The organism is Maribacter litoralis, assembly GCF_003075045.1.
Classification (GTDB): Bacteria; Bacteroidota; Bacteroidia; order Flavobacteriales; family Flavobacteriaceae; genus Maribacter; species Maribacter litoralis.
This window is the reverse complement of sequence record NZ_QCZD01000001.1, coordinates 482296-495948: the sequence shown is the minus strand read 5'-3', so window position 1 is coordinate 495948 and position 13653 is coordinate 482296. Positions and strand designations below refer to the sequence as shown.

Below are 13653 nucleotides of genomic sequence, written 5' to 3'. Positions count from 1 at the left end.
TATATAGTAAGTATAATATTAAATTAAGAATTTTATGGGAATATTTGGTGGATTATTTGGTGGTTCAAAGAACGGTGAAGAAGGCAATTCGTCTAATATACCTTGGGTTCCGCTAACTTCTATTGAACAATTAAAAGAAATTAAATTAGCATCAAAGGGTAGGCCTCAATTAGTATTTAAACATTCTACCTCATGCGGTATTAGTAGAATGGTGTTGAACATGTTTAAGAGTGGTTATGATTTGGAAGATGGTCAAATGGACATGTACTTTTTAGACCTATTAGCACATAGGGAAGTTTCAAATGCAGTTGCATCAGAATTTGGAATTACCCACCAATCTCCTCAACTTTTAATTATAAAGAATGGTGAAGTAGTGGTTCATGATTCACATGGATCGATATCGAATATAAATCTAGAACAATATGTATAAAAAACGCCCCGTTTTTACGGGGCATTTTTTTAGTTAAATCGTTGGTTGTTCAGTATATTTTTAAGGTTGTTCTTTAAGTCTTCACCCGCATCATAGACCATTTGTTCATTGCTTGGAAATGGTACTCTTGCTAACTGTAATAAAGAAACCAGGTCATTATCTAAAGCTCTTTTATCACCATCATAATTTGCATAAATATGCTCAAAAACAAACTGGCTAGATAGTGGGTACTGATTAATTTTTTGTTGTTTCTTTAAATCGATAAAACTTACGACACCAGTAACTTTTGCACTTTTAAATTGGGTAAACTGATAAAAATCGCATCGTACAGTTTTAAACTTGTCTACTTTAATACTATTGCCAAGACTGTCTGAAACTACATTACCGTTACTATCTTCCACAAAGGTATAACCATCTTTGATCTGTTTTTCCTTACTTATTTGTTTTTCTCTAATTTGTTCAGGAGAAATACTGATGTCTTGAAAAGACACTTCCATTTGATAATCGTACAGTTGATTTTGAATTCTGTTTGTATGATACTCCGTCCAATTGGTATTTAAACCATAAGTATTCAAGTTAAGAAGTTCATCTTCTAATCTTTTAGGAATTATCTGATCAGTATTATTGGTCATGTTGACAATTACATAATCCAAACCTTTTAAATAAGCTTCGTCAATTTTGGCTACGACATCTTTGTAATTAGGATTAATTTCATTTAAATAGTTAAGGTCGCTATAGGCATTTCTATAATCGGATTTATAATTTGCGTTCGATAATAGGGTAGTGCCCTTATTATATAGAAATTCAGATAAATTATTTTTTGATGCAATTATTTCATCATCATAATTTTTGAAATTGAATTGAGCTCTTCTCCCTTCATCTAGAATCTGTAACGGTAATAAAGGACGAATTCTCTCTTGAATGGATTTCAACCTATTATAAGTATTGAAAATTTCTTCATAGTTAGCAGCATTACCGTCTTTTTCTAGGAATTTAATATGTTGTAATTCCCTTTCGGTATTCTTTTTAAATCCTTCCTCTAAAAGAACAATATATTGCTGATTGCTTTTTTTGGTCTTATTTTCTGCAATATTCATCACTGCCTTGTTAATTGCAGCTTCATAATTTCCAGAATTAAGAGCCTCCTGTGTTTTTTTAACTCCACTACAAGAAAGTAGTAGACCGATAAAACTAAAAAGTAGAAATTTTTTCATGTCTATTGTTGTTTAGAATTTATAGTAGCTATTCAACAGCCGTGCCATAAAAGGGTTTTAATTAAACGATATAGGATGTAGAATAGTATATTTTCGATGATATGCTTGTTTAAGTAAATTCTAAATCCCTAATAAGGTTGTAGTTATTAACTTATTTTGATAAATAAGTTATGCGTTTGTTTCGTTTTTTATATTTCTTTAAGTGCGCTATTTGTATTTTTGCCACTTATTTAAAAGATATATCACATGCAACGCGATACCACTATTTTTAATCTAATAGAAGAAGAGAAGCAACGTCAAATAAATGGCATTGAATTAATTGCTTCTGAAAATTTTACGAGTCCACAAGTTATGGAAGCCCAAGGTTCTGTACTTACTAATAAATATGCTGAGGGATACCCAGGCAAAAGGTATTACGGAGGTTGTGAGGTTGTAGATAAAGTAGAGCAATTAGCTATAGATAGAGCTAAGGAGCTTTTTGGGGCGGCATATGCCAATGTACAACCACATTCAGGTTCGCAGGCCAATGCAGCCGTATATCATGCATGTTTAAAACCAGGAGATAAAATTCTTGGGTTTGATTTGTCTCATGGAGGTCACTTAACTCACGGGTCACCTGTAAATTTTTCTGGAAGATTGTATACCCCGGTATTTTATGGTGTAGATAAGGAGACTGGAAGGTTGGACTATGATAAAATTCAGGAAATAGCAACAAAAGAACAACCAAAATTGATTATTGCCGGTGCATCTGCATATTCAAGGGATATGGATTTTGAGCGTTTTCGTAAAATAGCAGATAGTGTAAACGCTATATTACTTGCTGATATTTCTCACCCAGCGGGTCTAATTGCTAAAGGACTTTTAAGCGACCCAATTCCTCATTGCCATATTGTTACTACTACAACGCACAAAACGTTAAGAGGACCAAGAGGTGGTTTAATATTAATGGGTAAGGATTTTGAAAATCCATTTGGTATAAAACTGAAGAACGGAAACTTAAGAAAAATGTCTGCATTGTTAGATTTGGCTGTTTTTCCTGGAAACCAAGGTGGACCGTTAGAGCATGTAATTGCAGGTAAAGCTATTGCTTTCGGAGAGGCATTGACCGAATCTTATGCGACATATATAGCTCAAGTAAAGAAAAATGCCGATGCCATGGCCAAAGCATTTGTAAAACTTGATTACAATATTATTTCTGATGGTACAGATAATCATATGATGCTTATTGATTTAAGAAATAAAGATATTTCTGGTAAAGATGCTGAGAAAGCTTTAGTATTGGCTGATATTACAGCTAACAAGAATATGGTGCCTTTTGATGATAAATCACCTTTTGTTACTTCTGGTATTCGTTTTGGAACAGCAGCAATTACGACTAGAGGTTTAGTCGAATCTGACATGGAAAAAGTAGTAGATTTTATTGATCAGGTGATAATGAATCCTGAAAATGAAGCAATAATAAAAGAGGTTAGAGGTAAGGTTAATGAAATGATGAAAACTAGACCTATTTTTAATGCTTAAGTAAGAATTGGATGATTTAGAGTTTTTATTCTGATAAAAACTCTAAATCTCCACTTACATATGTATTCTTATTTACATCATAAATAGATGCTTCATCATCTTTGTCTAGATATATGCCCCAAAATTCGGAATATGATTTAGGTGCAATATTTAACTCCTCTTCATTGCCGTCCATATGTTGAATGGTATCTTCAAAAATTGGGACAAAAATTTCATAAGGTTTCTGTGTTAGACCTCTTGTCAAAAACACATAGTTAAACGCTATTTGTTTTAAGATATCGTTTAATTGGGTTGCAATACTTCGGTCGTAAATACGCTTTATGACTACACTAGTATCATTTAAGAAAAACGTAAGTTCTTCAATATCAATATGATACTTGTTTTGTAAATCAAGTATTTCTAGAGCTTGTTCTAGCGGAGATTTTTCTTTACCGTTATATCCCCATCTATCTGTATTAAAATGAGCAAGTAATTCCAATAAGTCTAAATTACAGGAAATCTCCAATACCAAACTTATTGAATTGAAGGTGATGTGCTTGTTATTAAGCTTAACATCTGAGAAGTAATGGAAATCTAAAGACTTCAAAAAATCATCTATACCGATGATTTCCTTGGTGTACTCGGATTTTGAATTATTGATAAAATTTTCGTAATTAAATGGCATACGAGTAGAAATTTATAGCATTCTTTTACATAAAGATACTTTTCTAGCTCCATAATCTGATATAGAAAAACCTTAGAATTTCAGAGGATATTATTATAAAATGAAAATTAAAATTTTAACTTCCTGTAATTCAGGTAGTTGAAAATTGGGTGTTTTATAAGAATCCTCTTGTTTTAGCCTCGTTAATCAAAGCTAGGTCGTTTCCGTTCTTAACATCAAAAAGTGCTTTTAGCTGCCTTTTTCTCGCTTCTACGGTAGTATTTGCAGAGCCAATTAATGGAGCTATGTCTCTTGTGTGTATTCCTTGAGATAAATGATACAATATTTTTTGGTCTTGTTCATCTATAACAATGTCAGTAGACATTCTTCGTCTAATAGCAGATAATGCACTGGCTGTGTAATATGGAGAATCATTAACAATGGTTTCTACCATAGTTTTTAGAGACATTTCATCAATCTCCGATTTCACCATATATCCATCAGGATTTACAGTTTTAAATATATTGTTAATTCTATAATTATCACTGTAAGATGACATAAATACAACTTTCGACTTTGGCACTTCTTTTCTAGCGACCATACCTAAATCAATACCCGTTCTTGGGTCTTTAGATTCTGGGGAAAACAATTGAATATCGAGTAATATAACATCATAAGGCACGGCTCTCTTAGACATTTCTATTTTGCTTTTGCCTTGATCAAAGTTTGTCGCAATTTCAACTTTTACGTTAAAGTCAGCAAATTCAGAATCTTCAAGGATATACTTATAACCAAGAGCCGTCATTTCATGATCATCTACCGCTAATATTCTTACAGTATTCATAAGTTGTGATTCTAATGTAATTTACTAAACGTTTTTAACTTAACTATTATTATTGACAAATTTATTACTTTCTATTTAGATTGGAATATTTAAAGAAATAGTAGTGCCTTTACCTTCGGTAGAGTCAATATGAAAGGTGCCTTTAAGTTTGTCAATTCTAGAAGTAATGTTTCTGATTCCTATTCCCTTTCTGCCTTTATTAACGTTATAACCTATACCATTATCGCTCATAATTACATTGAACTGTTCATCATTTCTGTAAAAGGTAATTTCAAAAAATGAACATTTGGCATGTTTAATAGCATTTTGAAATGTCTCTTGTATTATTCGATATACATTAATTTTAATTTCACCGGCCAAGCTATCCCAATTTTCGTCTTCATTAAAATGAAAAATAGTTTTAATCTCGGTATTTCGGTTATTTGCAAGCAATGTTTCTACAGAATCTGTAAAGTTGCTTATTTTTTGGTATGCACTATGGCTTAATTCGTGAGATATGGACCTAATTTCATTTTCAATTTCTTGTAATGAACCTAAGGCTTTTGATTTTTCTTGAATAGCTTCGTCGGTAGCACGTTTATTTAAACCTGTAAGTATCATACGAGCGCCAAGCATTTTTCCTAAAACGCCATCGTGCAATTCTTCAGATATTCTTTTTTGTTCAAGTCTCTTTACCTCATCAACTTTTTGTTTCTGCATTAACATTAAGTTAAAAATCTCCTGGTTGTTGATTTGCTGCTGCTGGTCAAATCTTAGTTTTTGATTTTTAGCACGTTGATTAATAATAATGTAAATTGATAACCCTAGTAAAAAGAAACCGGCTGCAATACCGATCCAAATTTGCTTTTGTTTTGAAAGCACTTCTTTTTCACTTTCCAATACAATATTCTCTGCAATGAATTCATCGGTTTCAAAGCGTATTCGGGCAAATTTATTCTGTTGTTTACGTTCTTCTGTTAGTAGGCTATCGTTAAGTTTGGTAAATTTTTCGAAATAATCTGATGCATTGTTCTTGTCTAAAATGGCCAGGTATTGCCAAGTTTTTAATAGACGCTCATTTGACTCTCCTTCTATTGCAAATTTTTCTGCCACTTTTGCTTTATGGATAGCTGCGGTAGTGTCATGGGCAAAAGCTTCTAATTCTGCATAATTGTAATAACTCGCAGCAATACTACCTAAATCATTCTCCTTTTTTTTAATTTTTATGGCTTGATCAAATAAAGTACGAACATTAGAAGTATCTCTTTTGTAGAGTTTTGAAGTTGCTAAATTACTTAGGGCTAGCGCATATAAACTAGGTCTTTTAGTTAAAACATTATTGGTGCTTAATACTTCTTCAAAATTCTCTATAGCCTTGTCATATTGTTTGTAATTTCTATAAGTTACGCCAATATTGTTTATTACGCTGGCCTCATCAATATAACTGTTAGGAATTTTTTCAAGGTAAAATAAGGCTTCGTTATAATAGGCTAAAGATTTTTCATAATCTTTTAAGTCGGTTAAAATTATACCCAAAAGATTATAACTTCTATATAACTGCTGGTTATTATTTTCTAATGTTTTATAATATTCAATCGCTTTTACGGTATTGGCTTCACTACCAATATAGTCTTTAATCTTCATTTGAATACCGGCCATATTTAAATACATGTAGCCAACATCATCTATATAATTAATTTGTTTGAAAAGGTTAAGAGCTTCTGAGTAATAATAAAACGCACTATCGTAGGCTATTCTATTTTCCAAAAAATAAGCTAAATCCCAATAAATCGCACCTATAGCAGCGGTATCTTTAATTTTTTGGTTCGCTAAAATTGCTTCTTTATTTATTTGTCGGTATAATGAACTGTCAGAAATAAATTGTTGATTGTAAGAGAGATTAGAAAGGTGTAGACTTTTTAAAGAATCTGTTGGTGAATTTATTGCGAATTGGTAAGCTTTATATTGTAGTTCCAATTTTCTCTTAGAGTCCGCCTCATAACTTTCGGCAGACCATATGGAAATACTATCATTTGTTACAGGTGTTGATTGTATCTCTTTTTTGGATTCAGTTTTTGCACAGCTTAAACAAAGTAGAAAAAGTGCGGATATATATATATAAAGCTTGTTCAAAAATAGATGTTATCGGTATAATAAACCAAGGTAAAAAAAAAGCCTTTAACAATCATGTTAAAGGCTTTTTTTTGTATTAATAATTTTATACTTATCCTATCTTCTTTGGTGGTTTTCTATCTCCTAAAGGAGCGTCACAGTCATCACATGTTATTGTTTGAGAATTCTCAATTGCGTTGTCAAATTCGTTAGACGTGTTTTCTATTGAAATAGTAGCCATACCAACTGCCATTACTACTACTGCTAAAATACCTGTTACTTTTTTCATACTGTGTGTTTTTAGGGGTTTTGGTTTTATTATACAGCCAAAGTAGTATGATAAAAAGAGTTTTAAATGCTAAAATTAGAGTTGTAAGTGTAATACACAGTTCTGTGAGTAAATACGCTAGTTTTGAGAGGATTCTTAATTTAATGCTGAAAGTGTGTTTTTAGAAAGAATGGTTTTCAGGTTTTCCATATTTTCTCTGTATGTTTTTGAGAAAGGAATACTTTCGTTTACCTTCTTTATAGCACATATGGATTTACCAAAGTTGATACGTGAAACGTAACTTGTATTTACGATATAGCTTTGATGAATACGCATAAAGTTATCTGGTAAGGTATTCTCAAAGGTCTTTAACGTTTTATATGCATTAATAATTGTACCGTCATTCATGAAAAATTCGGTGGTATTATTATCTGCTTTAAGGTAAAGTATGTCATTGGTATTTAAATATTGAAAATCGTTATACGATTTTAAGCATAAGGTAGCCGGTGCTTTTTCTTTTGGCATTCTTTTTTGAAGCTTCAATAAAGATTTGCGAATATCAAATTCATTGAAGGGTTGTAGCCAATAATCAAAAAAGCCATTTTTGATGGCGTCATAAGCATATTTCTTGGTCGAAGCGATACCGATTAAAATTGGTAATTGATTCATATATTGATGAATCTCGGTAATCATCAAAAAAACAGCATTGTAGTCATTATTCAGGTTTATAAAAACAATATCTGGCGAATATTTAAGAATATCGTTTAAACCATCGGAAGGATTGTTGGTCGTATTTATGCATTCAAAATCATCATACTCATCTAAGAAAGCATGTAGCTGTAAGTTTGAAACAGCATCAGAGTCTATTATGGTATATGAATAATTCAAATGTAATAGCGTATATCACGAAATTAAACATAGGTATTAAAAAGTAGACCTAGAATGTCCTTATAAAAACAGAGGATATGTTTATAAAATCAGTATTTACGGGGTTTGTGAGCGAAAAATCTTGCATTTAAACGAGCATTCTCGTTAATTTTCCTTATTTATTGCTTGATAAGCACCTAAATCTGGTTCGGGTAATCTAGAGGTTCCTATTATATCAATAGGTGATGAATTAGCAGTGTTTATATCACCTTTGTTTAATACATCACTGTCAAGCCCAATTCTAAAATCATCATCAGTAGGTGAGAAATAGTCCAATTCACCTGCTGTTATAATATTGGTATAGTATTCCGTATTATTAAGGTCGTACAAAGGATTGTTTATGTTCGAGCTGTTGTCTTCGTTTAATTTTATGTAGCAATTTTGAAAATGGAAGTTAAAATCATTCTGTTCGTTGGTGATCAATGATATTTCATTTTGACCGTTACCGTCAATAATAGAGTTTTTAAATTCAGCTTTCTGTAAGTTGAACCCAACGTCAAAATTATTTCTGGAATGGTTTCTAATATCTAAAGCCGAATTAAATCGAAAGCCTTTGTTCCAATAATTGGCTACAGTGGTATGTATAAAGCTATAATTGCCACCGTTTTCAATCAAAAAGGAAGAGTTGCCTGCATTACCTAAAACCACATTTTCTCCATATATTTTCGCATTTTTAGCCCATAGGTTTATTGTGGAACTATTGAAGATTTTACTGTTGGTTAGTGTTAATGTAGTTTCTATATTATCTTCTTGCCCTTGTACAAAAATACCAAGTTGAGCATTTTTTAAAGTTAAATGGTTAATCATATTATTTTGACTTCCTTGGCTTATCCAGATTGCGCCCCATTGTCCGGGGATATCATCAAAACCGGGTTCAAGTCGGTCGCCTTCAAAAATTACTTCGCCCTCTAATTCCTCATCGTTTTCGCTAAGTTGTCCGTTTATGGTAAGGGTGGCTCCCTCTTTTATCAAAATGCCCGAATTTTCATGAAAATGCAGTCGTGATCCAGCTTCAATAATTAGCTCTTTATCCTCCTCAACTATGGCATAGCCATAAACCACATAAGGTTTTTGATTATTAAGGGTTAAATATTCATCATTTAAAACAAATCCTTCTATTTCTACAGGTTCTGTTGATTCATCAATAAAAAGGTCTAAAATTTCTGTACTACTTTCAAGTTCTTCATTCGGATATAAAAAAATAGCATCTTTGGCTAAAGTCACTAGTTGAACTGATTGCCGGTAAGGTTCGCTATCAAAATCAATAGCATCAATATAAAGCAATTCATTTACCGCTGAGTCGGTGATGTCTATAGTTGTTTCTATTAGTATAAACAGGCTGTCTTTGGCATATATGGGCACATTGTTGAATTCTTTGCCTGCAACACCGTCAACATTGAGTCTATAGAAGCTTTCTAGACCATTTCTTAAGTTTAAAGTGGGAATAACAACATCATCTTTAGTGTCATTAAAAACTTTTAATAAGTAGGTGCTGCTACCAATATTTGAAAACACGGTATCTAAATAAACGGTATCTCTTGAAAAAGATAAATGACCGTTACTTGGTGCATAATCAAAATCTTTTCTACAAGATGTAATCCAAAGTATGGAACATAAAATGGAGAATGTTATTAGAATTTTAGTGCGCACGCGGGTATAGTTTTACAACACCTAAGTTATAGGAAAATTTCCTTTATATCATCTGGAATTCTAATGGGTCTATAAGATTTACTTTCTAACAGGCACCATTCTGTACTTGATTTTACAAGTAACTTGTTCGTTGTTGCGTGTTTCATTTCAACAATTCGTATTGACTTTGCACCAGAGCTAGAATCTATATACGTAGAGATTTTAATAGGGTCATTAAGTACCGCAGCGCGTTTGTATTCAATATGATGACTTAAAACCACCCATATAACCTGATCTTGCATTAAGCTAGATGCACTTGCTTGCCAATGTTCTTTTGAAATATCTTGAATCCACTGCACGTAGCGTACATTATTTACGTGGTTTAAGTCGTCTAAATCGTCAACAGAAACGGTAATTTCCTTATGAAATGAATTCATTCTTATTTTTTCTCTATTTGAACTTCGAACATTTTGTCCCAAAATTTTCCGGTAACAAAGAATGTTTTTCGTTCTGGATGGTAGGCTATACCGTTAAGAACATAGTTGGTTTTGTCCCAATTTGCTGTTTTAGTAATTTTATCGCTTAAGCCACTAAAATTGATAACCCCTTCAATAGCACCGGTTTTACTGTCTATGATCATAACGCTCGGTTTTTGGTAGACATTAGCATATATTTTGCCATCAACATATTCCAATTCATTAGCAGAATTAAAAATGGAGGAATTGGTTACCGTTTCTATATGACTTTCCTCTGTCATGGTTTCAGGATTAATTAGCCAAATTTTTTCAGTTCCATCACTTTTATAAATTTTAGACCCATCATTGGTCAACCCCCAGCCTTCGCGACTTTTTCCATATTGAAAATTGTCTAATTTTTCAAATGTGTTTAGATTATAAATAAAGCCTAAACCACTTTGCCAGGTAAGCTGATAGATTTTATCATTAAGAATAGTAATGCCTTCTCCAAAATATGATTCGTCCAAATCTATTTGCTTATAAACTTCACCTGTCTTAAAGTTTAGTTTTCTTAAAAAAGACTGACCTTTTTTACCTGTTGATTCGTAAAGGGTATCATTATAGAACTCTAAGCCTTGGGTATAGGCTTTAGTGTCATGTGGGTACTCGTTAATGATTTTGTAGGTGTAAATTTCAGGAGCTTTCTCTGATAATACTTTAAGGTTTTTGTTTATCTCTACGGTTTCACCATCAAAAGTAATTTTAGCGGTCAAAACTTTATGCCCTAAAGTGGGTAGACTGACTTTAATTTTTCCATTATTTACAGGTATTGTTGTGTTATCAATGCTGTATTCAACACTTTCTATTTGTTTTTCTTTCTTGTTTTTTATTGATATACCAATTTCTTGATTTTGATTAATTTGTTTTAAATTATTTTCTAAATCAATTTCAAATAAGGATGAGGCTTTCTGATTGCCACTGCCACAAGAAGTGAAAAAGCTGGTAATAAGAAGAATACAAATTATTTTGGCGATATTCATGAAGTAAACAAGTATTTTAGATTAAGTAGAAACTCATGAAATGTATGAGTGATTGTTAATAAAAGGCAATTTAATTCATAAAAATTAGAAACTAAAAGGATTGTCAAAGTTTTAAAAGATTGTATATTTGCACCCGGCAAGTCCTACACGACCAGCTCCTGTAGAATCCCCCAGGGTGGGAACGCAGCAAGGGTATACGGTCGTAGCGGTGCGATGTAGGTAGCTTGCCTTTTTTTGTGCCCTAAAGTGAAATAATTTTGTTTTAGGTAACACATTCAAAACCAATTCTATATAATCTTTAGCATCGCTTATTTTCTTTAAAATGAAAACAAAAGTAGTACTAATTACAGGTGGATCTTCAGGTATTGGCAAAGCAATAGGCTTACATTTAAAATATTTAGGTTGTAAAGTTTACGGTACAACCCGTGACAAAAGTAAATACCCATCTTTTAAAGATTTTCCTCTTCTGGAGATGAATGTTCGAAATGTAGATACAATTAAAGAATGTATTACTTCATTATTAGAAATGGAGAATAGAATTGATGTTTTGATCAATAACGCCGGCGTGGGAATTACCGGTCCTATGGAAGAAACACCTCATGAAGAAGTAATTAATGCATTTGCAACCAATTTTAATGGGCCGTTAAACGTAATGAATACTGTTTTACCGGTGATGCGCGAGCAGAAAGAAGGCTTAATTATTAATATCACTTCAATTGCAGGATATATGGGGTTGCCTTATAGAGGGATTTATTCTGCTTCAAAAGGTGCGCTTGAAATAGTAACTGAAAGCTATAGAATGGAGACCAAGCAATTTGGTATTAAGCTCACCACATTAGCGCCGGGTGATTTTGCAACTAATATAGCATCGGGTAGGTATCATACTCCGGTATTTGAAAATTCACCTTATAAAAGTGCTTATAAAAGTACTTTAGAAGCAATTGATGCTGATGTCGATAGTGGAGGAGACCCAGCTGTAGTTGGTAGAAAGATTGCGAAAATCATTGAAACCAAAAACCCAAAACCACATTATAAAGTGGGATCTTTTATACAGAAGTTTTCATTGACGCTTAAAAATATATTACCAGGGCGTTGGTTCGAAAAACTTCTAGAGAGCCATAGTGCTCATTAATTCTTATAAATATTAGAAAAGCCATCAACTATTACTGCATTGTCGGTAATAATAGCTTTATTGATTGGATATAAAACTAATTTTTCAGTAAGTTCTTTAAAGTCGTTGCTATGGTATTGTAAAGAAGGGTCTACGCCAAGAGTCGTTAGTATGTTTTTCCATTGGTCGTAATCAGTTTTTATATTGATACCGATGAGTTCATGATCTGGCTTCTTCTCCTTAAGAATGTCAATTCTTTTGAAAATATTCAAATATTGTTTTCTATTGGTTCCAGACCAAAAATAGAATAATACCTTCTTGTCACTAGCTATTTCGGTTAAAGTCTTGGGCTCCTTTTCAAAATTGAGTACAGAAAGATTAGGTATCATTTTGGTAGGTTGAAGATTTACAATACCCTGATATAGGTTTTCAATTTCTTCTAGATGCATGTTGTTTTTCGAAACCTTCTTAAATTCTTTAATGAAAATCTCCGTGTTTTCAGGGGCGTCATTCTTCTTTAACAAATAGTCGAAGGCAACGTTTCTGAATAGGTTGTCCCTTAATTCCTTTTCCACAACAAGACTGTCAATTAAATGTAGCTTATGCTTCTTGTAATGTAATTGTTTGCTGTTATTCTCATGAAGGTCGCCACAATTATCCATACAGGTCATGTAAGATAGGTTCCCCAAATGAGCTTTCATGAAATCGTAATACGGTCTAAGGTATGTTAACGTATGGTCATCATAATTTATACTGCTTCTGTATTTATAGAAGTCTTTGGGTAAATCATGAAAGTTTTCTTCTGCAGTTCTTCTCTTATGTCTAAAAGGATAAATTTCTTTGTATCTGTTATATGTATAATCAATACTGCCCGTTAAAAGTTTAATGGCTTGGTTGGATATTAAATTTTCAGTATTTAGTTCATTTAACTTATTGACTTTTTCTTGTTTAAGAGCGTTTATTTTTGCCAAAAATTCCTTTGGTTCCAATTTGTAATATTCAGAGTACATATCAGAATCTTCTATTTCCGTTGCTAAGAATAAATCTAAAAGAAAGTTATTTGTTTCTTCATTACTTCCAGAGAAAACCAAAGATTCATCAAAATAAATAGTGTTAAGTCTAACCATTAGACTATCACCTTTTTCTAAATATACATATTGATGTTCTGGAGCGATATTGAAATGATAAAGACCATTTTCAATAGAAGAAAGTTTAAACTTGAATCTGTTTTTGTCATCAAGTTTCGCGGAATCTATTTTTGAACCGCCTTTTAATAAGATTACTTGGTCACTTGTCGGGTTAACAATTTCACCAGCAAAAAGTACCGAATCTGAATCTTTTTTTGTGGATGAACAACCCACCAATAAAGCTACGCAAGTAGAGAGTAAAATTCTTATCATATAATATATGGGACTGGTATTATCCAAAAATAATAAACCTGATCACCGGATGTTGTTAATAGCTAGTTAAATGTTATGAA

13 protein-coding genes and 1 other RNA gene are annotated in these 13653 nt (G+C 32.3%); 4 read left to right on the top strand and 10 right to left on the bottom strand.

Going from position 1 to position 13653, the window contains the following annotated elements; genetic code table 11:
* Positions 1-34: 34 nt before the first annotated feature.
* Positions 35-430 (top strand): bacillithiol system redox-active protein YtxJ, encoded by a 396-nt coding sequence (gene ytxJ, locus DCS95_RS02360; protein WP_116769234.1) that lies wholly within the window; start codon positions 35-37, stop codon positions 428-430.
* Between the two features lie 29 nt (positions 431-459).
* On the opposite strand, the gene DCS95_RS02355 is transcribed toward ytxJ, so the two are convergent.
* Positions 460-1644 carry a hypothetical protein gene (locus DCS95_RS02355; protein ID WP_116769233.1) on the bottom strand — a complete coding sequence of 395 codons (1185 nt, stop codon included), beginning with the start codon at positions 1642-1644 and terminating at the stop codon, positions 460-462.
* A 246-nt stretch (positions 1645-1890) separates the two neighbouring features.
* Here DCS95_RS02355 and glyA point away from each other — a divergent pair, with 246 nt between their 5' ends.
* Complete coding sequence (gene glyA / locus DCS95_RS02350) at positions 1891-3165, top strand: serine hydroxymethyltransferase (RefSeq protein WP_116769232.1); 1275 nt, start codon at positions 1891-1893, stop codon at positions 3163-3165.
* Positions 3166-3190: 25 nt separating this feature from the next.
* On the opposite strand, the gene DCS95_RS02345 is transcribed toward glyA, so the two are convergent.
* The 8 genes from DCS95_RS02345 to DCS95_RS02315 all read right to left on the bottom strand — a co-directional run bounded on the left by DCS95_RS02345 (position 3191) and on the right by DCS95_RS02315 (position 11062).
* Positions 3191-3829, bottom strand: a complete 639-nt coding sequence (locus tag DCS95_RS02345; protein ID WP_116769231.1) for a hypothetical protein — start codon at positions 3827-3829, stop codon at positions 3191-3193.
* Positions 3830-3983: 154 nt separating this feature from the next.
* Positions 3984-4652, bottom strand: a complete 669-nt coding sequence (locus tag DCS95_RS02340; protein ID WP_116769230.1) for a response regulator — start codon at positions 4650-4652, stop codon at positions 3984-3986.
* A 75-nt stretch (positions 4653-4727) separates the two neighbouring features.
* A complete protein-coding gene (locus DCS95_RS02335) occupies positions 4728-6764 on the bottom strand; it encodes a tetratricopeptide repeat-containing sensor histidine kinase (protein ID WP_116769229.1) in 2037 nt (678 codons plus the stop codon).
* A gap of 91 nt (positions 6765-6855) precedes the next feature.
* Entirely contained in the window at positions 6856-7032 is a 177-nt protein-coding gene (locus tag DCS95_RS20165; RefSeq protein ID WP_159304193.1) for a hypothetical protein, read from the bottom strand.
* A 135-nt stretch (positions 7033-7167) separates the two neighbouring features.
* A complete protein-coding gene (locus DCS95_RS02330) occupies positions 7168-7899 on the bottom strand; it encodes a LytR/AlgR family response regulator transcription factor (RefSeq protein WP_116769228.1) in 732 nt (243 codons plus the stop codon).
* Positions 7900-8043: 144 nt separating this feature from the next.
* Positions 8044-9588: a hypothetical protein gene (locus tag DCS95_RS02325; RefSeq protein ID WP_116769227.1), complete on the bottom strand. Its 1545-nt coding sequence runs from the start codon at positions 9586-9588 to the stop codon at positions 8044-8046.
* 26 nt (positions 9589-9614) lie between these two features.
* The gene (locus DCS95_RS02320; RefSeq protein ID WP_116770123.1) at positions 9615-10004 is read right to left on the bottom strand and encodes an acyl-CoA thioesterase; all 390 of its coding nucleotides are present in this window, start codon (positions 10002-10004) and stop codon (positions 9615-9617) included.
* 2 nt (positions 10005-10006) lie between these two features.
* A complete protein-coding gene (locus DCS95_RS02315; RefSeq protein WP_116769226.1) occupies positions 10007-11062 on the bottom strand; it encodes a glutaminyl-peptide cyclotransferase in 1056 nt (351 codons plus the stop codon).
* Positions 11063-11196: 134 nt separating this feature from the next.
* Between DCS95_RS02315 and ffs the strand changes: the two genes are divergently transcribed.
* Both ffs and DCS95_RS02305 read left to right on the top strand, forming a co-directional pair.
* Positions 11197-11295: signal recognition particle sRNA small type (gene ffs, locus DCS95_RS02310), an RNA gene on the top strand.
* 89 nt (positions 11296-11384) lie between these two features.
* Entirely contained in the window at positions 11385-12194 is an 810-nt protein-coding gene (locus tag DCS95_RS02305) for an SDR family oxidoreductase (protein ID WP_116769225.1), read from the top strand.
* Here the strand turns inward: DCS95_RS02305 and DCS95_RS02300 are convergent.
* Positions 12191-13573, bottom strand: a complete 1383-nt coding sequence (locus DCS95_RS02300; protein WP_116769224.1) for a transaldolase — start codon at positions 13571-13573, stop codon at positions 12191-12193. The two genes, DCS95_RS02305 and DCS95_RS02300, sit on opposite strands and share 4 nt — an antisense overlap.
* Between the last annotated feature and the right edge of the window lie 80 nt (positions 13574-13653).

What these genes read in the sequence shown, in the direction of transcription:
- ytxJ (WP_116769234.1), top strand. Translation starts at nt 35, where the DNA reads ATGGGAATATTTGGTGGATTATTTGGTGGTTCAAAGAACGGTGAAGAA.
- DCS95_RS02355 (WP_116769233.1), bottom strand. Translation starts at nt 1,644, where the DNA reads ATGAAAAAATTTCTACTTTTTAGTTTTATCGGTCTACTACTTTCTTGT.
- glyA (WP_116769232.1), top strand. Translation starts at nt 1,891, where the DNA reads ATGCAACGCGATACCACTATTTTTAATCTAATAGAAGAAGAGAAGCAA.
- DCS95_RS02345 (WP_116769231.1), bottom strand. Translation starts at nt 3,829, where the DNA reads ATGCCATTTAATTACGAAAATTTTATCAATAATTCAAAATCCGAGTAC.
- DCS95_RS02340 (WP_116769230.1), bottom strand. Translation starts at nt 4,652, where the DNA reads ATGAATACTGTAAGAATATTAGCGGTAGATGATCATGAAATGACGGCT.
- DCS95_RS20165 (WP_159304193.1), bottom strand. Translation starts at nt 7,032, where the DNA reads ATGAAAAAAGTAACAGGTATTTTAGCAGTAGTAGTAATGGCAGTTGGT.
- DCS95_RS02320 (WP_116770123.1), bottom strand. Translation starts at nt 10,004, where the DNA reads ATGAATTCATTTCATAAGGAAATTACCGTTTCTGTTGACGATTTAGAC.
- DCS95_RS02315 (WP_116769226.1), bottom strand. Translation starts at nt 11,062, where the DNA reads ATGAATATCGCCAAAATAATTTGTATTCTTCTTATTACCAGCTTTTTC.
- DCS95_RS02305 (WP_116769225.1), top strand. Translation starts at nt 11,385, where the DNA reads ATGAAAACAAAAGTAGTACTAATTACAGGTGGATCTTCAGGTATTGGC.
- DCS95_RS02300 (WP_116769224.1), bottom strand. Translation starts at nt 13,573, where the DNA reads ATGATAAGAATTTTACTCTCTACTTGCGTAGCTTTATTGGTGGGTTGT.